We start from the raw sequence: 20,197 nt of genomic DNA, 5'->3' as shown, positions 1-20,197 counted from the left end.
CTCGCAATAAACGGCTGTCGGGTCCGGTCACTTCGGCGTTTTTGTCTGCTATTCGCTGGCCGCCCTGCCCGCGTCCATTTGCAGGCATTGTTCAGCCCGAATGAATTCTGTTTGCCGCCCTCCTCGATTTATCCCGATTCATCTGCCTCGTATTGTCGCCGCACCTTTGCCGGGATCTCGAATGAATGCTCGGCAAATATTTTTCCATCACTCAGGGATACTCGATATGAAATTCGTCGTAACTGGCAGTGCCGGCAATGTCTCCAAACCCTTGACCGAATACCTTCTGGCGGCCGGGCATCAGGTGAGCGTGATAAGCCGCAACGCCGATAATGTCGCAGCGCTGGTCAGACAGGGCGCTCACGCCGCCATAGGCGATATGCAAGACGTGGCGTTTTTGAAGGAAACGTTTGCAGCTGCCGATGGCGTCTACCTGATGCTGCCGCCGATGTGGAACTCGCAAGACCAGAAGAAGGAAAGCATCGAATATGCGCACAACTTCAAGGCGGCCATCCAGGCAACCGGTGTGGAGAATGTGGTGTTCCTGAGCAGCTACGGTGCTGACCGGCATTCCGACGCCGGCCCCATCAGCGGCATGGGGCTGGCGGAGGACGTGCTCAATAGCGCGGGAGACAACGTGAACGTGCTCAGCCTGCGCACGGGCTACTTCTATACCAACCTGCTGTTGTCCATCGATCTGATCAAGAAAGCCGGTCACATGGGCAACATGTTCGCGATCCCTCAAGGCCGATTTACGGTCGTCGACCCGCAAGACATCGCCCGGATCGCTGCCGCTGCACTGACAACCCAAAACTTCAAGGGTCACGTATATCAATACGTCGTCAGCGACCTCACCGGCACCGATGAGATCGCTTCGCTGATTGGCAAGGAGATCGGCATCCCGGATCTGAAATGGGAAAAGTTCGAGAAGGAGGATTTCCGGCAGGTCTTGCTCGGCTACGGCTTTGCCAAGGGTGCGGCCAACGATTACGTTGAAATGTTCGAGACTCTGGACAAGGGCCTGTTGTTCGACCACTTCTTCGAAACGAAAGCGCCGTTCGGTGGCACGTCCATCGAGGCATTCGCCAAGCGCTTCGCTGCCATTTACAAAAGCCGCTAACGCCAGGATGTCGACGTGATCAAGATCAGTGTGATGTATCCCGTCGGGCGCGACGTTCATTTCAACCATCGGTATTACTGCGACGTGCATATGCCGCTGGTAAAACGGCGGCTGGAAAACTGTCTGCTCTCCTACAGCATCGACAAGGGGCTGTCGGGGTTCGAACCGGACAGTTCGCCCTTGTACGTCTGCATCGGTCATCTGTACTGCGAATCGATCGAAACGTTTCGGTCGGGTATCGCGCTGCATGGAGAAGAATTGACTAACGATATCGCCAACTTCACTAATGCTGCTCCGGTTTATCAGATCAGCGATGTGATCGAGTTGGGCTGAGCCTCATTCAGCCAGCAAAGGATGGTGCTCGAACAGCTGGGCTATCCAGTCGACGAACACCCTGACGGTCGGCGAAAGGTGTCTGTTCTGCGGATAGACAACTGATATGGGCATGGGCGGTGGAACGTGAGCGATCAGCACTTCCACCAGCTCTCCCGACGCCAGATAAGGCGCTGCCATGAACCTCGGGGCCTGGATGATCCCTAACCCCTTCAGGCAGGACTGCATCCATACTTCCGTGTCGTTGACGGCAAGATTGCCATGCATCAGGGTCTCGACGCTTTGCCCGTCGACGGTGAAACTGAAATTCATCAACCGACCATGGCGTCCCCAGAAATAATTGATGGCAAAGTGCGCCTTGAGTTCGCCCACCGTCGTGGGCATGCCATGTCGCGCCAGGTAGTCGGGGCTTGCAACCGTGACGGGCCGATACAGACCGATTCGCCGCGCCACCATGTTGGACGTTGGAAGCTCTCCAACACGGATCACGCAATCGACGCTGTCCTGAATAAGATCCACCGGCCTGTCGCCGAAGCCTGCCAGCAACTCGATATCGGGATACCGCTGGTGAAACTCATACAGGTCGGGCAAGACCAACAATTTGCCTAGCGAAGTCGGCATGTCGACGCGCAACGTGCCGCGAGGCGTGCCGGCGTTCGCCACCAACGTGTGCTCCGCGTCTTCGATGTCGGCCAGAATACGGACACACCGTTCGTAGTACGTCGCGCCGTCGGGTGTGAGCCCCAGGCGTCGGGTGGTGCGCTGCAAGAGCCTGATCTTCAGGTGCGCTTCAAGCTGCTGAATGATGACGGTGGCTGAGGCCTTGGGAATCTGGAGCGTGTCTGCTGCGCGCGTGAAGCTGTTGGACTCCACGACGCGAGTAAAGACTTTCATGGCAAACAACAGGTCCATTACCGGGCCCTCGACTCGTCAATAGGCGATCGTGAGATAAACATTCTGACCTGGGCTCCGAGATGTTTTGGGGGTTCGCAACGTATGTCATCGACGTACCCGGATAAACCGGCCACCGCTCCAGACACAGTGGACGAAAAGGCTTTAATCGACCCACGCTCCGGGTCGCCCGTATCAGATCCTGTGAGGAGCACACTCTTTAGCCATTGACGCCATTTTGTCCGGAATGTCTGGATCTACGGCCCGTTTTTTACCCCATCCTCTGTCCCTAGACTTCGATGCCAGTCCCTGAATCATCGGAGTCAGCCATGCAAAGCCCTAATCCCATCCGCGTCGGCCTGGTCGGCATTGGCAACTGGGCCATGCACGGGCATGTTCGCGTGCTCTCGCTATTGCCTCAGTACGACATCAGCGCCGTCTACAGCCAGCGTCTGGAGAGTGCGCAAGTTGCGGCCGCGCAGCTGAACATTGCGCACGTGGCCGAATCGCTGGAAGAACTGGTCAATCACCCTGAAGTTGATCTTGTGGTGGTGTTGACCACAGCACCTCAACATGAAGAAGCCGTTCGAGCCGCCATCGCGGCGGGCAAGAACGTCTACTGCGAGTGGCCACTGACGACCAGCACCGCTGTCTCTCAAGAGCTGGCCTGCCTTGCGAAACAGGCCGGTGTGCGCACCATCGTCGGCCTGCAGCGCCGCCATGCACCCCACAACCGATATCTGCAGGATCTTCTGCAGCAAGGCTACGTCGGCAAAGTGCGTTCGGTGCGTATTCACGTGAGCATGAATTACTTCCAGGCCCTGCGCCCGAACGCGCTGCGCTGGACCGTGCCGGAGGAAAACTTCTCCAGCGTGATCTCGATCTACGCCGGTCATTTTCTCGACATGCTGTTCACTGCCATGGGCTGGCCAGTCAATGTCAGCGCACTGATGGTCAATCAGTTCGACATCGTTACCATCAAGGAAACCGGCGAGCGCCTTCAAGGCAGCGCTCCGGATCAAATGGTGCTGGCGGGTCAACTGGAAGACGGCGCCCTGCTGTCGGTTCACATCGAGGGCGGCAAGCGCAACGGCTCGGGCGTGCAGATCGACATCACGGGCCACGAAGGCGATCTGCGCATCACCAACGTCTCGGCGTTTGGCGACCGGGGCGATGACTACGTGATCGTAGGCGCACACGGCGATCATCTTCCTCTCGAAGTGCTGCCAGTACCTGCCGGCTACTCACGTCTGCCCGCGGCGGACCTGCCGTCCTCGGTGCTGGAACTCGCCGAGCTGTATCACGTTTACGCCCAGGACGTCGCCGAAGGCACCCACGCTGCCACGACCTTCGACGATGCCGTGCGCATGCACAAACTGCTCGATGGCGTACTGGCGTCCTCGCAAACCGGCCGCCGAGCGCTGCTCGCCCTTTGAACGCCGTTGCTTGTTATCCATCCAATTTGGAGGTTTACCCGTGGCCCATTCATTGCCATTGAAGTTGTTGTCGAACACGGTTGTCGGCCCTCATCGCCTGAGCCATCGCGTGGTTCACGCGCCCATGACCCGGTTACGCGCAGATCGCGACGACAGCCCGAGCCAGATGATGCAGCGTTACTATGAACAGCGAGCGTCGAACGGTGGCCTGCTGATCGTCGAATCGACGCATCCCTCGCTGGAAAGCCGGGGTTACCTGGGCGCGCCGGGCATCTACACCGACGCCCACCGGGACGCCTGGAAACCCATTGTCGAAGCAGTACACGCCAAGGGTGGCGTGGTGTTTTTGCAACTCGGCCATGACGGCCGCCAGTCCCATAGCGACTTGAGCGGCGGCAAGCCGCCGATTGCGCCCTCGGTTGTGCCCTTCGAAACCAATGCTTTTACCCACCACGGTTGGGTACCGGCCTCGCCACATCGCGCCGTTGAACGCGACGAGTTGCCCGCGCTGATCGAGAGTTATCGGCAAAGCGCGCAGCGTGCACTGGACGCAGGCTTTGATGGCGTTGAGTTGCACAACGCCAACGGCTATCTGCTGGACACCTTCCTGCAAGACGGTACGAACAAACGCGACGACGACTACGGCGGCTCCCTCGAAAACCGCGTGCGATTCCCCTTGCAGGTGCTCGATGCGCTGGTGTCCGTCTGGGGTGCGGATCGGGTCGGAGTGCGCGTGTCGCCGAGCGGCCAGTGGGGTTCGATTTCTGACAGCAATCCGCAAGCCACCTTCGAATACTTCGCACGCCGACTTAATGAATACGGGCTGGCGTATCTGCATGTGATCGAGCCGCGCATCAAGGGCACCGACGAAATCGAACCCGACCGTCCGCCTGTAGCAGCCGCATTTTTACGACCGTTTTTCGACGGCCCGATCATCGCCGCTGGGGGCTTTGATCGCGGAGGTGCCGAAGCGATTCTTCAATCCGGTGCAGCTGACCTGGTGGCCTTCGGTCGCCATTTCAGCGCCAACCCGGACTTGCCCGAACGCCTGCGCCACGACTGGCCGCTGACCCCTTACGTGCGGGAAGCGTTCTGGGGCGGCACCGAGCAGGACTACAACGATTTTCCCGAGTACTGCACTGAAAAAAGAGGACGGTGACAACCGTTCGTCCAGCGCCTGATCGTTAGAAGGATCCCTTCAATGAACAACCCGTCGATTTCACTTGTACCCTTGTATTGGCTGGCGCTGGGCACCTTCGCCGTGGGCACCGAAAGTTTCATGCTCGCGGGGTTGTTGCCGGAAATCGCCAGCGATTTCGCCACGACATTCGTCGCTGCCGGGCAACTGGTAACCGTCTTCGCCTTGGCGTACGCCTTCAGCTCACCGATCTTCACGGCCCTTACCGGCCGATACTCTCGCCGCGCTCTTATGATTCTCACGATGCTCGGCTTCACACTGGCAAATGTGATTGCTTTCGCTGCTCTCGATTACTGGGTGCTGATGTTCGCCCGGGTGCTGCTGGCATTCACGGCGGGGCTGTTCGTTCCGGGCGCGAACGCGCTGGCTGGGGCGATCGTCGGTCCGGACAGGCGTGGTACAGCTCTGGCCATCGTAAACGGCGGTATCACGCTCGCCGTTGCGTTCGGCGTGCCACTGGGTTCGGTCGTGGGCGAACATCTCGGCTGGCGCATGACCTTCGCCGGGGTAGCGGGTCTGTCCGCGCTGGCCTGCGTCGGCCTGATCGTAGGGCTGCCTGACGCCATCGGCCGTGGCTTGCCCGTAGCATCATTGCGAGAGCGACTCGACACCGCCCGCCGCCCGGCCATTCTGCTCAGCCTGCTGGTCACGACGCTGTGGGCAACCGGCGCGTACACGGTGTACACCTATCTGGCGCTGTTAATCGCTGACACCACGCCATTGGCCGGAGCTCAAGTCGGGTATGTCTTTTTCGCCTGGGGTGTTGCCGCCGGGGGCGGTGTGATAATTGGCGGCAAGCTGGTGGACCGTCTCGGCTCACGCCGGGTCATCCCCTGGTGCCTGATGGCGATGATCGCCTCGTTCGTCATCCTGTCCCTGAGTGTCGACATACTTTCCGCCGATCAGGCGCTGGTCCCGGTTGTGGCAGGCGTGCTGGTGTGGGGTGTGGCGCACTGGTCGTTTTACCCGGCGCAGCAAGCGGGCCTGATCACCATCGCCGGTCTCAAAGGAACGCCTGTTGCGTTGTCCCTCAATGCCTCATTCATGTACCTGGGCTTCTCGCTAGGTGCTGCCCTTGGCTCATTGACCCTGAGCTTTTTCGACGTGACCGCACTGGGTTGGGTGGCAGCGGCCTGTGAATTATCCGGTCTGGTTCTGCATCTGCTGATCCGTCAAAAAGTGTCGAGCAGTGCGGCCATGGCGTGTGCCGTCTGAGGCGCACGCAGTTCGCGCTAACGCCCTCGCTTCGAGGGCACCCTGACGATTGGTCTGAATTTGAACCGACCGTCGCTTGCTATCCCTGTCCATCCCTGGAGATTTCCATGCCTCGCATCATCCATTTCACCGAATACGGCAGCCCGCACGTGCTGCGCTATCAGACCCTCGAAACGCCGACACCCGCCGTGAATGAAGTGCTGATCCGGGTCCGGGCCATCGGCCTGAACCGGGCCGAGTCCATGTGGCGACAAGGCAGCTACGTCGAGCCAGTCAACCTTCCTGCCCGCCTGGGTTATGAATCAGCCGGTGTTGTCACGGCGGTCGGCGCAGACGTCAAGCACGTCGCAGTCGGCGATCGGGTCAGCACAGTGCCTTCCTTTTCATTGAACGATTACGGCATGTACGGCGAAGAAGTGCTGGCGCCCGCACATGCTGTTGTGAAGCTGCCGAACTCGGTGTCGTTCGAACAGGCCACGGCTATCTGGAACGTGTTCATCACGCCTTATGGCGCACTGATCGAGACCGGCCTGCTCAAGGCTGGCGACGTGGTGTTGGTGCCCGCAGCGTCCAGTTCAGTCGGCTTGGGCACCTTGCAAGTCGTGCGTGCAGCAGGTGGTATTGCGGTCGCACTGACCCGCACCCGCGCCAAGCGCGAACAGTTGCTGCAGGCAGGCGCAAGCCACGTGATCGTGACTGATGAGGAAGATCTGGTGGAAGCGGTCAATCGCATCACCGAGGGGCGTGGTGCAGACATCGTGTTCGAACCCGTCGGCGGCAGCACCTTCCCGAAACTGCTGCAGGCCTTGCGCGTCGGCGGTACCGTGTTCATCTACGGAGCCTTGAGCGAGGACGTCACTCCGTTGCCGTTGCTGACCGTGATCGCCAAGACCCCAGTGATTCGCGGCTACAACCTCTTTGGTACGACCACCGACCCAGAGCGTCAACGCAAGGCGACCGAGTATGTGTTCGCGGGTTTGAAGTCCGGTGCGTTGCACACCGTCATCGCCAAGACGTTCACCTTCGACGAGATGGTCGAGGCTCATCGTGAGCTTGAGAAGAACCTGCACCTTGGCCGTATTGTCGTGACCGTGAACTGAAGCGACGCCAACGATTCCCGCTCAGAGCCCGGTGCCCACCACCGGGCTTTCTATTGGGCGAAGTTCGGTGGGTGGGTGGCTCATTTCTTCCACGTACAAAAAAGCCGACAACGATCAATCGTTGTCGGCTTTGTCCAATCGCTGCCGTGTCAGACCACCGCAGCCTCTTCGTAGAACGGATAGTCGATGTAGCCAACCTCTGTGCCGCCGAAGAAGGTCGGACGATCATAGGCATTCAACGCACGCTTGAGGCGCAGCCTTTCCGGCAGATCGGGGTTGGCGATGAAGTGACGACCGAACGCCACAAGGTCAGCATCACCGGCGCGGATGATCGCTTCTGCGCTTTCGCCGTCAAAACCGCCCGCCGCAATGATCACGCCCGGGAAATGCTTGCGCATCATCTGTGCTGCAACCGGCGCAGGGTCTGCGTTTTCATCTTCGACGTTGCCCAGGATGCGCGGCTCGATCAGGTGCAGATACGCGAGGTTCAGCGGCGCCAGTTGTTGAGCGACGTAAGTGAACAGGCCTTGCGGATCGGTGTCGCCCATGTCGCCCCACGTGCCGCTCGGGCCCAGACGAACCGCTACACGGTTGGCGCCCCACACCGAGATCAGTGCGCCGGTCACTTCCAGCAGAAACCGCGCACGGTTTTCGAAGGAGCCACCGTAACTGTCGGTGCGCTTGTTGCTGTTGTCCTGAAGGAATTGATCCACCAGATAACCGTTGGCGCCATGCAGCTCGACACCGTCAAAACCGGCCTTGACGCCGCGCTCGGCCGCCGTGCGGAAGCTCTCGACCAGTTCGGCGATTTCCTCGACGGTCAGTGCGCGATTCGGTGTGTTCGGCAACCAGCCTTCTTTGGTGTATGCCACGCCGCCATGGGGCACTTCGGACGGCCCGACCGGAATGCTGCCTTGCGGCTGCACTTCGCTGTTGGACTGCCGACCGGCATGGTAGAGCTGCAGGAAGATCTTCGCGCCCTTGGCGTGGACCGCGTCGGTGACCTGTTTCCAACCCGCGATCTGGCTGTCGTCGAACAAGCCTGGTGCGCCCAGATAGCCGTTGCCGTTAGGCGCGGCGATGGTCGCTTCGCCAATGAGCAGGCCGCCTTCGGTGGCGCGCTGCGCATAATACTCAGCCATCAGAGGGCCGGGACGTGCGCCCTCTTCGGCACGCATGCGGGTCAAAGGCGCCAGTACGACGCGGTGGGAAAAGGTGAAGGGGCCGATGCTGACCGGGGAATGGAGTTTGGACATGGTTGCCTCGTTCGGGAAGGGAAAAGACGCTTGCCCGCCTGAAAGTCAGTATGACTTTCAGGGCCTGGGCACTGGCGCCTAGTACAAGGGTTTTCCCGAACGAGATAAACGGCCCAGCCGTCACAACAATCCGGACTATTGGGCTGTAATCCCTCAGAGGCCGATGCCGTGAGTTGGCAATCTCCGACTCAGGGTTCTGTCAGGGCTGAGAGACGGTCGCGATGTGCTGCTTGAAGTAATCGATCAACGCCCGCAGCCTGGGCGTTGCGTTGCGGCCCGACGGCCACAGCATCCACAGCGAGCCTCGATGATCGGTGAATTCCGGCAACACGCGCTCAAGTTTGCCATCGCGCAGTGCCTCGATCGTCGAAAAGTCAGCCAGGCAGGCGATGCCCAACCCTTCGAGCGCCATATGAGTCAAGGCGTCGGTGGTGGTACAGGCAATGACCCGGCCCAGCTCCGGATCGCTGTCTGCGTCAGGGTCGCGCACAGGCCAGCGCTCCAGAGAACCGGTGGCCGGGAATTTGTGCAACAGGCATGCATGATCGCGCAACTGGTTCGGGTGGGTCGGTCGGCCACGGCGGGCCAGATACTCCGGCGAGGCCACCAGTTCGAGCTTGTACTCACCCAGCTTGCGCGCCATGAGCCGCGAATCAGACGGCTGACCGGTGCGGACCACGGCATCGAAGCCTTCCTCGATTACGTCGACCATGCGATCGGACAAGTCTACGTCCAGCTCGATTTGCGGATACGCCTGCATGAAACCTGTCAGCAACGGAAAGATCAGCGTGTTCTGTAACGGCACACTGATGCGCAACTTACCGCGCGGCGCATCGGCCAACTGCGATAGCTCGATTTCCGCCTGCTCCGCCTCTTGAATGATGCGTTTGCAGCGTTCGAGAAACAGCTCGCCCTCGGCGGTCAGCGTGACGCTGCGAGTGCTGCGGTGAAACAGGCGAACGCCAAGGCGCTCCTCCATGCGCGACACACTCTTGCCCACTGCGGAGGACGAGATTTCCATAAGACGGGCAGCTTCGGTAAAACTGCGCGTTTCGGCAACTTGAACAAAGGCCATGATGCCACTGAGGCTGTCCAGCATAGGCGTTCCTGTTGTGTGAACGATAACGTCACGTGACGTAATGTCCCGTGACGATATCAGCAGATTTCATGACGTGTTCGGTTTCTGTCAGCTCAGGCTCAATCAGGCGGAAACATTAGGCCGCGCGCAGACGGTTGCGCTCGGCGAGTGCCGGGATCTGCTCGCGGCTGCGGCTTGTCAGGCGCATGTTCAGCCGAATGCTGCTCTGGCCGCAGCGACATGCACGCCTCATCTTGTGGGAGTGGCGCCGACTGCATCCCGTAAGGTTCGCAGGCATCTGCGGAGTAATCGTGGCAATGCTGGGCTGGCTCAGCGGCGGGATGTCATTTGGCAGTGGTTATGGCATCACTTCTCAAATAATCGCCTCCGATGTGGGCCTGCCGTGGCACGCGCCAATCACTCGATTTTTGGCAACCGATGTCACTTGTTGCTCTGGCATTCCGGGCGGAATTTTTGCTCCTTCATTGGCCGTAGGAGCCGAAATTGCCTTGCCAACTGAGGGTGCATTATCAGCCCGCTGTAGATCGGCTCAAATAAAACAGGCACGCCGATGCGAAGACGGTCGAATGGAAACGCTCGCCAAGCGATATGCAATGTTCGACACAGGAAATCAGGCAAAAAGCCCGACATTCGAGCGAGGACATCTGTTTAACTAATTGATTTTAAAGGATTATTTCAGCCTCCAGCACTGGCACGATAGCTGCGACACAGCAAGCACTCAAATGACTGCTGTGGAGTAACACCTGTGAAGAATCACTTTGACCGCTTGATCATGGCTTTTGCAGGCTTTCAGACCAGTACCAGAAATCGGCCGGATGGCGGGGTCTTGTTCGAAATCAAGGATGGCCGCGGACGCAAAATTACTCGCGCGATTTCATACCTGCAGCTTCATAACGCGCTTCAGATGGAATGGCTTATCAGCTCGATACGCCGTGATTTGGCAGTACTGCCGGAAGAGCTTCCCGCTATTGCTGCACTGCAAAGCCAGCAACGATTTGATATGCCCACCTACGTTTCTCGATGAACATAAGGCAGTGTCTCCCTCGTGACCTGCGCTCAATGCCAGTGAATTGTCAGGGATGGTGATTACCGGCGACAGATGAAAAAGGCTTCACCAAGCTTAGCGCCCCCCGGGGCGCGGCTGTGCGGCCAATTCATTCGCTCCCCAAATTGCATCATCGGTCAAGCACTGTTCAAATATACACATCTACTGAAGAAATATGCCTCGTGCCTTACTGGAGCAGCAATGGCGAAACACCCTACGCGTGTCGACGATAGCTCCACCGGCGATATAAGTGGTTCGGACCACAACATTTTTTTTGCAGCGGTAGAAACCACTCGCATGCCGATGATCGTGACCGACCCCAAGCGGCCCGATAACCCGATCATCTTTGCCAATAATGCGTTCATTGACATGACTGGGTACCGCCTGGAGGACATTCTCGGGCATAACTGCCGATTTCTGCAGGGGCCAGAAACCGATCCGTCGGCAGTTCGAGAAGTTCGCGAAGCGATTGCAGCTGAAAAGGAAGTGGCGGTCGAGCTGGTCAACTATAAAAAGGACGGCTCTACCTTCTGGAATGCATTGTTCATTTCGCCGGTATACAACGACTCGGGCGAGCTTATTTATTTCTTTGCCTCCCAGCTGGACGTGAGTCGCCGCCGTGATGCTGAGGACGGACTCCGCCAAGCGCAGAAGATGGAGGCCTTGGGGCAGTTGACGGGAGGGATCGCGCACGACTTCAACAATCTGCTTCAGGTAATGATCGGTTACCTGGATATGATCCAGCGCACCGCCGACAAGCCACAGTACGATCAGCAGAGAATCCTTCGCAGCGCTGCCAACGCCCGCGATGCGGCAGAGCGGGCCAAAACGCTAACTCAGCAATTGCTCGCATTTTCTCGCAAGCAGAAGCTTCAGGGCCGCGTTGTCAACCTCAATGCCATTGTGAACTCATCCCAGGAGATGGCCGAGCGCACATTGATCGATACGGACATCCGTCTGGCATTGGCTGAGGACCTCTGGAACTGCAGGGTGGACACCACTCAAACCGAAGTCGCACTGTTGAACATTTTTATCAATGCCCGTGATGCGATGGAGTCAAAGGAAAGCCGCCGTCTGACCATTGAGACCAAGAATGTAAGAATTCAGGATCTTGGATCAACGTCGTATGACGGCCTGATGCCCGGCCGTTATGTCAGCGTAGCAATCACCGACAGTGGTACCGGCATGCCGGCGGCGATCGTCAATCGGGTCATGGACCCGTTTTTTACCACGAAAGACGAGGGTAAAGGCTCCGGGTTGGGGCTATCGATGGTTTATGGGTTCATGAAGCAATCCGGAGGGACTGCGCGCATTTATTCAGAGGAAGGAATAGGCACCACAATCCGCATGTATTTCCCTGCCGATGACAGCCAGCTTCACATCATCCCCAGTAAAGAAAATGTCATTGAGCAATCCGGTCATGAGCGAGTTCTGGTGGTAGAAGATCGTCCCGACGTTGCCGAGCTGGCCCGGATGGTGCTGGAAGAATACGGCTACAGCTGCGATCTGGCCTACAGCGGCAAGGAAGCGTTAGCCATTCTCAAATCCGAACACTTCGACCTGCTATTCACCGACCTCATCATGCCAGGCGGCATGAATGGCGTGATGCTGGCTCGAGAGGCCAAGCGCATTTCTCCGGAGCTCAGGGTGCTACTTACCACAGGGTATTCGGAGAATTCGCTGGAGCGCACTGATGCAGGAGGGAACGAATTCGAAGTCATCTCCAAACCCTACATCCCGACGGACTTGGCCAAGAAAGTCCGACAAGTCTTACAAGGTCCCAATGGTGTCAGCTGAAGCTTGCATTCCATTCAGCGACACAAAGCGTGGGAAAGCCATCCTTAGGCCGATCGAGGGCAGATCTCACCAAGCCGGTCACATCGTCGGGTACCCGGTGGCGCGGCGGCTGGATCTGGTTAACAGACCGCCTAGTGCAACCGTTATCACTCGATCAATCAGCAGCTGTGTCGCTGGCTGCTGCTATCCCTTGAATGATTCAATGGCCCGCGGTCCGGCGCGCGTCGAGCCGTTGCCCCCACTTCTCCTGCCGCGCGTGGCCCACCAGAAAGTCCACAAACGCCCGCGTTTTGGCAGGCAGCAGTTTTTGGCTGGAGAAATACAGGGAGATCTGACCCGCGTTGACGTACCAGTCAGGCAGCACTCGCACCAGACTGCCGTCTTCAAGGTTTTTGAGCACATCCGGAACCGCCAGTAGCGCAACGCCCAACCCCAGCAAGACGCTTTGGCACAGTGCCTGGGGATCGTTGACAAGCAGGCGCGGCTTCATTTCCAACGTCCGCTGCTGGCCCTTGGGGCCTTGCAGCATCCAGCTTCTGACCTTGCCCGTCATGCTTGAACGCATGGCCAGATGCTCCAAACGTGACACGTCGTCGAGTGTGGAAATGCGGCCTTTGCCCGCGAGATACGCTTTCGAGGCTACGAGAATAAGGTGCGCGGGTGCTATTTCCCGGGCGACTTGACCCGGTGCGAGTTCAAAGCCTCCTCCAATGGCGGCGTCAAACCCTTCAGCGACCAGGTCCACCTGCCGGTTGTCCAAATGCCACTCCGGTATCACGCTCGGGTACTGAGCCAGGAAAGCGGGCATCAGTGGGAGCAGGAAGTCACGACCGAAACTCGGTGCAGCTGTCAGCCTGAGCACTCCCGCAGGTTCGCCTGCATGGCTGGTGATATCGGCAATCGCAGCCTGCACGCTTTCCAGGCCAGGCTCGACATTCCCGCGAAAACGCTCGCCCGCCTCGGTCAGCGTGACGCGGCGCGTACTGCGTTGGAACAGTTGAACGCCCAGGTTGGCTTCGAGCTGGGCGACGTTGCGACTGACGGCTGCCGGCGTCAAACCGAGCCGACGTGCTGCCGCTGAAAAACTTCCGGCTTCAGCGCTGCGCACGAATGACAGCAGATTCGCCAACGTTTCCATGAGCCCCACCTTCAAGTAATCATTGAAAATGATTATAGCGACTACCCACTACTGGGAAAGATATGAAAAGCGTCTCATAGCCTCACTTCCTGAACATCTGAGGCTACAACGATGAACGCAACCACCCTCCCCCTCACTGGCAAAATCGCGATCGTGACCGGCGGCTCGCGCAGCATCGGCGCTGCCATTGCCAAGCGCCTCGCCGCTGATGGCGCCATTGTTGCCATTACCTACCACGCGTCGCCCGAGCGTGCCGAATCGGTCGTGAATGACATCGTCCACGCAGGCGGCCAGGCCATTGCACTGGCAGCCGATGCCGGTAACCCTGACGCTGTGCGTGCTGCGGTGAGTGAGGTCGCCAGGCGTTACGGCAAGGTCGACATCCTGGTCAACAACGCCGGCATCAGCGTCCTTGGCGCGCCAGACGAAATCTCTTTCGAAGACTTCCAGCGCATCCTCGCCGTCAACGTCACCGGAGTGTTCGTCGCCACCCAAGAGGCGCTCAAACATATGGGGCAAGGCGGACGCATCATTCACATTGGCAGCTCGATGGTGCAGTACGCAGCGTTCGCCACAGCCTCCGCCTATACCCTGACCAAAGGCGCAGTCGCCGGGTTCAGCCGCGGACTGGTTCGTGATCTGGGCCCTCGCGGCATTACCGTCAATACCGTTCACCCGGGCCCGACCGACAGCGACATGAACCCTGGCGATGGTCCAGTGGCCGATTTCGTGCGCCCCAACATTGCGGTCGGTCGCTATGGGGAAGGTAAAGACATCGCCAGCGCAGTCGCGTACCTGGCAAGCCCGGAAGCGAGCTTCGTCAGCGGCGCCGAGTTGATGGTCGACGGTGGTTTCACTGCTTGAGGAGGCTGTCATGAATATCAGCATCATCGGTGCCGGCGCCATCGGCACAGCCATTGCCCGTCTGATCGTCAATGCAGGTTTGAAGGTCAGCATCGCCAACAGTCGCGGCCCTGAAAGCCTTGCGTCACTGGTGGCTGAGCTGGGCCCGCTCGCTCAAGGGGTCACGGCGCAGCAGGCCAGCCAGGCGGACGTCGTCTTCCTTGCGGTCAACTGGTCGAAGATTGCCAAGGCGGTCGAAGGGCTAGGCCGGTGGGATGGCCGGATTGTGGTGGACACCAACAACCCGATCGAAGCGCCGCTGTTCAAGCCGTTCGATCTAAAGGGCAATACCTCATCTCAGGTTGTCGCCGAGCTGCTGCCCGGCGCCCGGCTGGTGAAGGCGTTCAACCACCTCGCCCCGCCGTTGCTGGCCAACCCGGAAGCTGAGGGCGGCAAGCGAGTGCTGTTCTATGCCGGCGAAGACGCGCAGGCCAAACAGACCGTCGCGGGATTGATCACACAGCTGGGCTTTTTCGGAATCGATCTAGGGGGGCTGCAACAAGGCCAGTTGGCGCAGTTCCCCGGTGGTCCGATTCCCGGACTCAACCTCGTCAAACACAACTGACAGGCAGGCCGCGGGTGCGGCCTCGCTTTTCGAGACGCTTGTGCAACCCCTTGACTTGTTCAACCGCTGCCTCCTCGTTGCTTTCGATCGCTGCGGTGGGGATCGGCCTCGGCGCATTGGCTGGCGGGCTGACGGTCGATCGCCTCGGGTTCTGAGTGCGTTGACGCTCGGAGCATTCGCCGTGTTGACGGCAGGATGATACTGGTCACTCAGTTCAGGACAGCCAGCACCGCGCAGTGGCCGTGAGTCAATGCGGCTGACTCCCAACGATCCTCTCTCTCGACGGCGCGCATTCAGGCGGCGCAGGTCAGACCTGAGCCATGCCACCATCGACCGGCAGCTCGACTCCGGTGATGTAACTGCTTTGGTCGCTTGCAAGGAACAGCGCGGCCGAAGCTATTTCATCTGCCCGCCCCATGCGTCCGAGCGGGATCAGCTTCGTCAGCGTCTCGCGCACCTCGTCGGACGCCGCTGCCATCATGGCGGTGTCGGTCGGCCCCGGGGCCACCACGTTGACGCGGATGTTGCGGCTAGCAAGCTCATTGGCCCAGGTTCGCGCGAATGAGCGTACGGCGGCCTTGGTCGCTCCGTAGACGCCATAGCCTTTGGTGCCGATCGCATCGGCAATCGAGCCTACCAGCACGATTGAACCACCATCCGGCATGATCGCCGTTGCGGCCTTGGCGGCAAAAAGCAGCGCACGCACATTGAGGTCGAAGGTCCTGTCGAAATGATCCTCGCTGATGTCAGCAAGTGTCGCGTACTCGGAGATACCGGCGTTGACGACGAGCACATCCACCCGCCCCGCCTCGCTGGCCACCTCCTCGAAGAAGGCAACGAGCGCCGTCAGATCGGAAGCATCGACGCGACGAGGGTACAGCCTGCCGGCACCAAGCTCGACGCCTCCCTCTTCGGCGCGACGACTTGTGGCGTAGACGGTCGCCCCTTCCGTCGCGAATCGTTCTGCGATTGCACCACCAATACCCCCATGGCCACCGACCACAACGGCAATTTTGTCTGAAAGAGTGCTCATACGTCCTCCCATCGTGAATGATGACGAACAAGCTATCATTCTTATATCTAATCACAAGGACGCACCTGATGGTGCCTAGATATCGAGGTGTATACCCATGTCCAAAGACGTGCTCGAACTGCCGCTCGATGTCACCGCGACGCGGCCGATCCTCGAACATATCGCCAATAAGTGGACGGTGCTGATCCTGAGTGTCCTCTGCACGCAACCGGCACGGTTCAACGATCTCAAGCGCCGGCTTGATGGCATTACCCACAAGGCGTTGGCTGACGCATTAAAGCGTCTGGAGCGCAACGGCCTCATCAGTCGACAAGTGCTGCCGACGCGGCCAATCGGCGTCGAGTACACCATTACCGACCTTGGCTGCTCACTACGCGAACCATTCGCGGCCCTTTACAACTGGTCGATTGCCAATGGTCCCGCGATGGAAAGAGCGCAATATGCGTATGACACGTCAGAAAGAAGCTGACATAGGTGAGTGCCCTTAAAACCTGGCGATGGATCGGCCTTTTTGGGCCATCGGCAACAGCGCAAAACGAATCGTTCATCAGCGATGCATCCACGCTATTGCGCGTAGGGCAGCATTGCGTCAGTGATGCGTTGATGGTCGAAAGCGGCCACCCGCCGCGAAACGAGCTAGACAGCAGTCGCCAACCAGCCGGCACCGCCACATCCCAGCACCACTAACCAGGGCGGCAGCTGCCAGCGCATCAATGCAAGCAGCGCCATCAGTGCCAACGCGAAGTCTTGCGGGGCCAGGATCGCGCTGGTCCATACCGGCTGATAAAAGGCGGCCAGAAGCAAACCAACCACCGCCGCATTCACGCCCATGAGCGCAGCTTGCATGCGCCTGTTCTGCCGCAGGCTTTCCCAGAAGGGCAAAGCACCCATCACCAGCAGAAACGAAGGCGCGAAGATTGCCGCCAGACACAGCAGTCCGCCTGACCAGCCACTTGGCGCCTCGCTGATCGAGGCTCCAAGAAATGCTGCAAAGGTAAACAGCGGCCCAGGCATCGCCTGAACAGCGCCATATCCCGCCAGAAATACATCGTTGGCAACCCACCCGGTGGGCACGACCTCGGTTTGCAACAGCGGCAGCACGACATGCCCACCCCCGAACACCAACGACCCTACCCGGAAGAACGCAGCAAGCAGCGATAGCGTGTGGCTGGGATACGTAGCCGCGAGTATGGGCAAGCCTGCGAGCATCAAGACGAACAGCGATAGCCAAAACGCACCTGCACTGCGCGGGAGTGTCAACGGCAACGGTTCTCGCGACGTCGGCAGCGTTGAGGTGAACAGCAGCATTCCGAAGACGGCTGCCAGCGCCATGCTGAGTAATTGAGCATAGATAGACGACACCAGGACCGTGAAACAGGCCACCAGAACCATCAGGCTGATTCGCGATGCATCCGGACACAGATTCCGTGCCATGCCCCAAAGCGCCTGGGCCACTACCGCCACGGCCGCAACTTTCAAGCCATGCAACGCTGCAGCAGGAATCGTTTCACCATAAAAGGTAAGGCCTTTGGCCAGCAGGATCATGGCGATCGCCGAGGGCGCGGTGAAGCCCACCCACGCGGCGATTGCGCCAGCGTACCCGGCTCTGCAAAGACCAAGCGCGATACCGACCTGGCTACTCGCCGGCCCCGGCAGGAACTGACACATAGCCACCAGATCCCCATATCCCTGCTCGCTTAGCCAACGGCGACGAATCACAATTTCATCCCGGAAATAGCCCAAGTGCGCGACCGGACCGCCGAACGAGGTCAGACCCAGCCGCAGAAAAACCAGAAACACGCCCCACGGGCGGCTGTCGATGATGCGCTGTTCAGACACCGGCTTTTATCTCTGAAAACTGGAGTTGCCAACATAACCAAGACAGCACTCAGGAAACAGGCTCTATTTCAGGTATTGGTGATCTTTAAACGCCTGGTCAGGAGTCAAAAATGCCAGGGCCACGATCGATCGACACAAACGTTTCGGCCCGGGCATATTCCGTGATCACGGCGAGCAAGGGTCGTGATCGTTCTTATCAGCACTCTCGAACCCGCTAAGCTTCACACACGTCCCCATCCATCAGGCAAAACTCATGCGTATTTCCAGCTCGCTAGTGGCAGTTACTACATGTTTGGCGTTGTTGGGCTGCCCGACGGCGGCCCTGGCTGACCCCGGCAACGGAAATGGTCAAGGCAAAGGACACAGCCAAGGCACCGGCAAACAGGGAAATCAGAACAGTAAAGGCAGAAGTAACGGCAGCAATGACCAAGGCCATGGCCCGAGCATCAATCGAGGGACCATCCTGGGCATCGTGAGCGGCGCCAGGGACTACTGGGCTCCGGGCCCTGCGCTTCCTCCAGGCATTCAAAAGAATCTCGCCGGGGGTAAGCCTCTTCCCCCAGGGATTGCAAAGAAGCTGGACGGCAGGTTGCTCGGCCAACTTCCTCGCTATGACGGATACGAATGGCAGCAGGCAGGCACTGATCTGATACTGGTTGCATTGGCAACCGGCCTCATTTACGAAGTTTTGAATGATGCTTTCGACTGACGAGGTCCAAGAAATTGTCTCAGTCTCTGCTGATGGCCAGAACCGGTCATAGAGCGTGATGAATCATCAAGGGGTGCCGGCACTGCCGGATATCTCAGCTGTTTCCTCTGACCCTGAAGAACGAGAGAACGGGACAACACGGAATACCGTCGTGGCCGAGCTTCAAGACGCTGTGAACTGGCGGGCTTCTCTTCCTAACATATCAGGCGCAGACTCCAATACATTTGGATCTATTGCAACAGAACTTAGAAAGCTTGTATACGCTGACTCTTAAACTTCTTGTTCGATCTCCAAACATAGTGAGCAGCGATATAACCTGGCGGGAATTACAATAAAAAAGACGAGCTTACAAATGAACGTTTATCAGTATTGAATACTCGCCAACACGGCGACAGTCTCTGTTTGATTATCGCAGAGGGGTTATTTCCTTCGTCTACAGCGATGCGGCAAACATTAAGGCCCGGGAAATGGCGAAAGCACTCGCGGCCAGTGTTGAAGGCGAGGCATATTGAAAACTATGCCTGTGACGGATGCTGTCTTGCTTCCTCCATTACCAATTTGAAGAATGACCCGCTGAGGAAAAAGCGGCTAACGCGCCGCGTGCTTGTTAGCGGCTGCCATCCAGGGCACCCAGTTACCCTGTCCAGCACCCGCTGCACGCACACGGTAACGACGCCTACTTACCAAGGCATGCGCTCGTCGCGGGAAAAAAAACCTGCTGTGGGACCATCATCTGCAAGGCAAGCGTACTGGACGACTGTTCGAGCGCCTTCTTCAACGCTCAGGTCAGCATTTTTACCTCCCATCTCTGTACGCAACCAACCGGGATGAATCGCGTTGACTTTGATTGAGGTGTCGCGCAGTTCCTCTCCCAAGAGCACCGTGAACGCGTTGAGGGCCACTTTGGATGAGTCATAAGCCAACGCATGGCCGGGATAAACAGGCGAGTCAGGATCCGACAGGTGTGTGAGGGAACCTCTAATGCTAGCGAGGTTCACAATCCGTCCTGCCTCTGAACGTTTCAACAGCGGTAGCAGCCTTTGCGTCAGCAATACGGGAGCAAAAAAGTTGGCCTCGAATGTCTCACGCAGGACATTGACCGGGGTTTCGCTTGGGCGCCATTTCGCAGGTACACCCGCATCCACGCTGTCGAGCAACACGCCTGCGTTATTTATCAGTATGTCGAGCTTGCCGTAATCGGCATCAATTGTCGTAAATGCTGCGAGCCTGTCATCCTCACTGGTCACATCGAGCTTCAACGCTGAGACAGTGATGCCTAGACCCTTTAGATCAGATGCGACGGTAGTCGCTCTGCCGCTTTCTCTTGAACCGATGATCACCCGGGCACCGCACAGTCCGAGTTGTTTGGCAATTTCAAAGCCCAGCCCCCGTGCAGAACCCGTCACCAGCGCGACCTTGCCATTCAAAGATACCGTTGTTTCGTCTGTCACGGCCCTACTCCTCTAATGAGGGCAAAATCGCCCTTTGCGCAAAACCTTGATGATCTGGCATACGGAACC

General features: G+C 58.6%; 19 protein-coding genes and 1 pseudogene. 13 read left to right on the top strand and 7 right to left on the bottom strand.

Features of this window, described 5'->3' with window-relative positions:
- Positions 1-226 precede the first annotated feature (226 nt).
- Positions 227-1,120: an NmrA family NAD(P)-binding protein gene (locus BMZ10_RS00285; RefSeq protein ID WP_177182016.1), complete on the top strand. Its 894-nt coding sequence runs from the start codon at positions 227-229 to the stop codon at positions 1,118-1,120.
- Positions 1,121-1,135: 15 nt separating this feature from the next.
- Positions 1,136-1,453: an EthD family reductase gene (locus BMZ10_RS00280; RefSeq protein ID WP_093458074.1), complete on the top strand. Its 318-nt coding sequence runs from the start codon at positions 1,136-1,138 to the stop codon at positions 1,451-1,453.
- A gap of 3 nt (positions 1,454-1,456) precedes the next feature.
- Here BMZ10_RS00280 and BMZ10_RS00275 read toward each other — a convergent pair whose 3' ends face one another.
- A complete protein-coding gene (locus BMZ10_RS00275; RefSeq protein WP_093458073.1) occupies positions 1,457-2,365 on the bottom strand; it encodes a LysR family transcriptional regulator in 909 nt (302 codons plus the stop codon).
- Between the two features lie 308 nt (positions 2,366-2,673).
- Here BMZ10_RS00275 and BMZ10_RS00270 point away from each other — a divergent pair, with 308 nt between their 5' ends.
- The 4 genes from BMZ10_RS00270 (at position 2,674) to BMZ10_RS00255 (ending at position 7,293) form a co-directional block, all read left to right on the top strand.
- Positions 2,674-3,780, top strand: a complete 1,107-nt coding sequence (locus BMZ10_RS00270) for a Gfo/Idh/MocA family protein (protein WP_093458072.1) — start codon at positions 2,674-2,676, stop codon at positions 3,778-3,780.
- 40 nt (positions 3,781-3,820) lie between these two features.
- Positions 3,821-4,939 (top strand): alkene reductase, encoded by a 1,119-nt coding sequence (locus BMZ10_RS00265; RefSeq protein ID WP_256214266.1) that lies wholly within the window; start codon positions 3,821-3,823, stop codon positions 4,937-4,939.
- 42 nt (positions 4,940-4,981) lie between these two features.
- The gene (locus tag BMZ10_RS00260; protein ID WP_093458070.1) at positions 4,982-6,193 is read left to right on the top strand and encodes an MFS transporter; all 1,212 of its coding nucleotides are present in this window, start codon (positions 4,982-4,984) and stop codon (positions 6,191-6,193) included.
- 107 nt (positions 6,194-6,300) lie between these two features.
- Positions 6,301-7,293, top strand: a complete 993-nt coding sequence (locus BMZ10_RS00255) for a zinc-dependent alcohol dehydrogenase family protein (RefSeq protein ID WP_093458069.1) — start codon at positions 6,301-6,303, stop codon at positions 7,291-7,293.
- Between the two features lie 149 nt (positions 7,294-7,442).
- Here the strand turns inward: BMZ10_RS00255 and BMZ10_RS00250 are convergent, their stop codons facing one another.
- Positions 7,443-8,549, bottom strand: a complete 1,107-nt coding sequence (locus BMZ10_RS00250) for an alkene reductase (protein ID WP_093458068.1) — start codon at positions 8,547-8,549, stop codon at positions 7,443-7,445.
- 199 nt (positions 8,550-8,748) lie between these two features.
- Positions 8,749-9,645 carry a LysR family transcriptional regulator gene (locus BMZ10_RS00245; RefSeq protein WP_093459846.1) on the bottom strand — a complete coding sequence of 299 codons (897 nt, stop codon included), beginning with the start codon at positions 9,643-9,645 and terminating at the stop codon, positions 8,749-8,751.
- A 168-nt stretch (positions 9,646-9,813) separates the two neighbouring features.
- Between BMZ10_RS00245 and BMZ10_RS27870 the strand changes: the two are divergent.
- The 3 genes and pseudogenes from BMZ10_RS27870 to BMZ10_RS00230 all read left to right on the top strand — a co-directional run.
- Positions 9,814-10,133: pseudogene (locus BMZ10_RS27870) on the top strand (chloride channel protein); the annotation flags it as partial.
- Between the two features lie 287 nt (positions 10,134-10,420).
- Entirely contained in the window at positions 10,421-10,672 is a 252-nt protein-coding gene (locus BMZ10_RS00235) for a DUF3509 domain-containing protein (protein WP_093459844.1), read from the top strand.
- Positions 10,673-10,894: 222 nt separating this feature from the next.
- On the top strand, positions 10,895-12,490 hold the full coding sequence (locus tag BMZ10_RS00230) for a histidine kinase famiy protein (protein ID WP_093458067.1): 1,596 nt from the start codon (positions 10,895-10,897) through the stop codon (positions 12,488-12,490).
- 199 nt (positions 12,491-12,689) lie between these two features.
- Here BMZ10_RS00230 and BMZ10_RS00225 read toward each other — a convergent pair whose 3' ends face one another.
- A complete protein-coding gene (locus BMZ10_RS00225; RefSeq protein WP_093458066.1) occupies positions 12,690-13,628 on the bottom strand; it encodes a LysR family transcriptional regulator in 939 nt (312 codons plus the stop codon).
- Positions 13,629-13,739: 111 nt separating this feature from the next.
- Between BMZ10_RS00225 and BMZ10_RS00220 the strand changes: the two genes are divergently transcribed.
- Both BMZ10_RS00220 and BMZ10_RS00215 read left to right on the top strand, forming a co-directional pair.
- Positions 13,740-14,492 (top strand): 3-oxoacyl-ACP reductase family protein, encoded by a 753-nt coding sequence (locus BMZ10_RS00220; protein WP_093458065.1) that lies wholly within the window; start codon positions 13,740-13,742, stop codon positions 14,490-14,492.
- A 10-nt stretch (positions 14,493-14,502) separates the two neighbouring features.
- Complete coding sequence (locus BMZ10_RS00215) at positions 14,503-15,096, top strand: NADPH-dependent F420 reductase (protein ID WP_093458064.1); 594 nt, start codon at positions 14,503-14,505, stop codon at positions 15,094-15,096.
- Positions 15,097-15,403: 307 nt separating this feature from the next.
- Here BMZ10_RS00215 and BMZ10_RS00210 read toward each other — a convergent pair whose 3' ends face one another.
- Positions 15,404-16,129 (bottom strand): SDR family NAD(P)-dependent oxidoreductase, encoded by a 726-nt coding sequence (locus tag BMZ10_RS00210; protein ID WP_093458063.1) that lies wholly within the window; start codon positions 16,127-16,129, stop codon positions 15,404-15,406.
- Between the two features lie 97 nt (positions 16,130-16,226).
- Between BMZ10_RS00210 and BMZ10_RS00205 the strand changes: the two genes are divergently transcribed.
- Positions 16,227-16,598 (top strand): winged helix-turn-helix transcriptional regulator, encoded by a 372-nt coding sequence (locus BMZ10_RS00205; RefSeq protein ID WP_093458062.1) that lies wholly within the window; start codon positions 16,227-16,229, stop codon positions 16,596-16,598.
- A gap of 167 nt (positions 16,599-16,765) precedes the next feature.
- Here BMZ10_RS00205 and chrA read toward each other — a convergent pair whose 3' ends face one another.
- Entirely contained in the window at positions 16,766-17,968 is a 1,203-nt protein-coding gene (chrA, locus tag BMZ10_RS00200) for a chromate efflux transporter (RefSeq protein ID WP_093458061.1), read from the bottom strand.
- Between the two features lie 253 nt (positions 17,969-18,221).
- Here chrA and BMZ10_RS00195 point away from each other — a divergent pair, with 253 nt between their 5' ends.
- Positions 18,222-18,677 (top strand): anti-virulence regulator CigR family protein, encoded by a 456-nt coding sequence (locus BMZ10_RS00195; protein WP_093458060.1) that lies wholly within the window; start codon positions 18,222-18,224, stop codon positions 18,675-18,677.
- Between the two features lie 680 nt (positions 18,678-19,357).
- Here BMZ10_RS00195 and BMZ10_RS00190 read toward each other — a convergent pair.
- A complete protein-coding gene (locus BMZ10_RS00190) occupies positions 19,358-20,128 on the bottom strand; it encodes an SDR family NAD(P)-dependent oxidoreductase (RefSeq protein WP_093458059.1) in 771 nt (256 codons plus the stop codon).
- Between the last annotated feature and the right edge of the window lie 69 nt (positions 20,129-20,197).

Source organism: Pseudomonas sp. NFR16, from assembly GCF_900108875.1.
Classification (GTDB): Bacteria; Pseudomonadota; Gammaproteobacteria; order Pseudomonadales; family Pseudomonadaceae; genus Aquipseudomonas.
The sequence above is the reverse complement of the archived record's forward strand: the minus strand, read 5'-3'. Positions and strand labels throughout refer to the sequence as shown.

What these genes read in the sequence shown, in the direction of transcription:
- BMZ10_RS00235 (WP_093459844.1), top strand. Translation starts at nt 10,421, where the DNA reads ATGGCTTTTGCAGGCTTTCAGACCAGTACCAGAAATCGGCCGGATGGC.
- BMZ10_RS00210 (WP_093458063.1), bottom strand. Translation starts at nt 16,129, where the DNA reads ATGAGCACTCTTTCAGACAAAATTGCCGTTGTGGTCGGTGGCCATGGG.
- BMZ10_RS00195 (WP_093458060.1), top strand. Translation starts at nt 18,222, where the DNA reads ATGCGTATTTCCAGCTCGCTAGTGGCAGTTACTACATGTTTGGCGTTG.
- BMZ10_RS00255 (WP_093458069.1), top strand. Translation starts at nt 6,301, where the DNA reads ATGCCTCGCATCATCCATTTCACCGAATACGGCAGCCCGCACGTGCTG.
- BMZ10_RS00270 (WP_093458072.1), top strand. Translation starts at nt 2,674, where the DNA reads ATGCAAAGCCCTAATCCCATCCGCGTCGGCCTGGTCGGCATTGGCAAC.
- BMZ10_RS00215 (WP_093458064.1), top strand. Translation starts at nt 14,503, where the DNA reads ATGAATATCAGCATCATCGGTGCCGGCGCCATCGGCACAGCCATTGCC.
- BMZ10_RS00220 (WP_093458065.1), top strand. Translation starts at nt 13,740, where the DNA reads ATGAACGCAACCACCCTCCCCCTCACTGGCAAAATCGCGATCGTGACC.
- BMZ10_RS00260 (WP_093458070.1), top strand. Translation starts at nt 4,982, where the DNA reads ATGAACAACCCGTCGATTTCACTTGTACCCTTGTATTGGCTGGCGCTG.
- BMZ10_RS00250 (WP_093458068.1), bottom strand. Translation starts at nt 8,549, where the DNA reads ATGTCCAAACTCCATTCCCCGGTCAGCATCGGCCCCTTCACCTTTTCC.
- BMZ10_RS00225 (WP_093458066.1), bottom strand. Translation starts at nt 13,628, where the DNA reads ATGGAAACGTTGGCGAATCTGCTGTCATTCGTGCGCAGCGCTGAAGCC.
- BMZ10_RS00285 (WP_177182016.1), top strand. Translation starts at nt 227, where the DNA reads ATGAAATTCGTCGTAACTGGCAGTGCCGGCAATGTCTCCAAACCCTTG.
- BMZ10_RS00275 (WP_093458073.1), bottom strand. Translation starts at nt 2,365, where the DNA reads ATGGACCTGTTGTTTGCCATGAAAGTCTTTACTCGCGTCGTGGAGTCC.
- BMZ10_RS00230 (WP_093458067.1), top strand. Translation starts at nt 10,895, where the DNA reads ATGGCGAAACACCCTACGCGTGTCGACGATAGCTCCACCGGCGATATA.
- BMZ10_RS00205 (WP_093458062.1), top strand. Translation starts at nt 16,227, where the DNA reads ATGTCCAAAGACGTGCTCGAACTGCCGCTCGATGTCACCGCGACGCGG.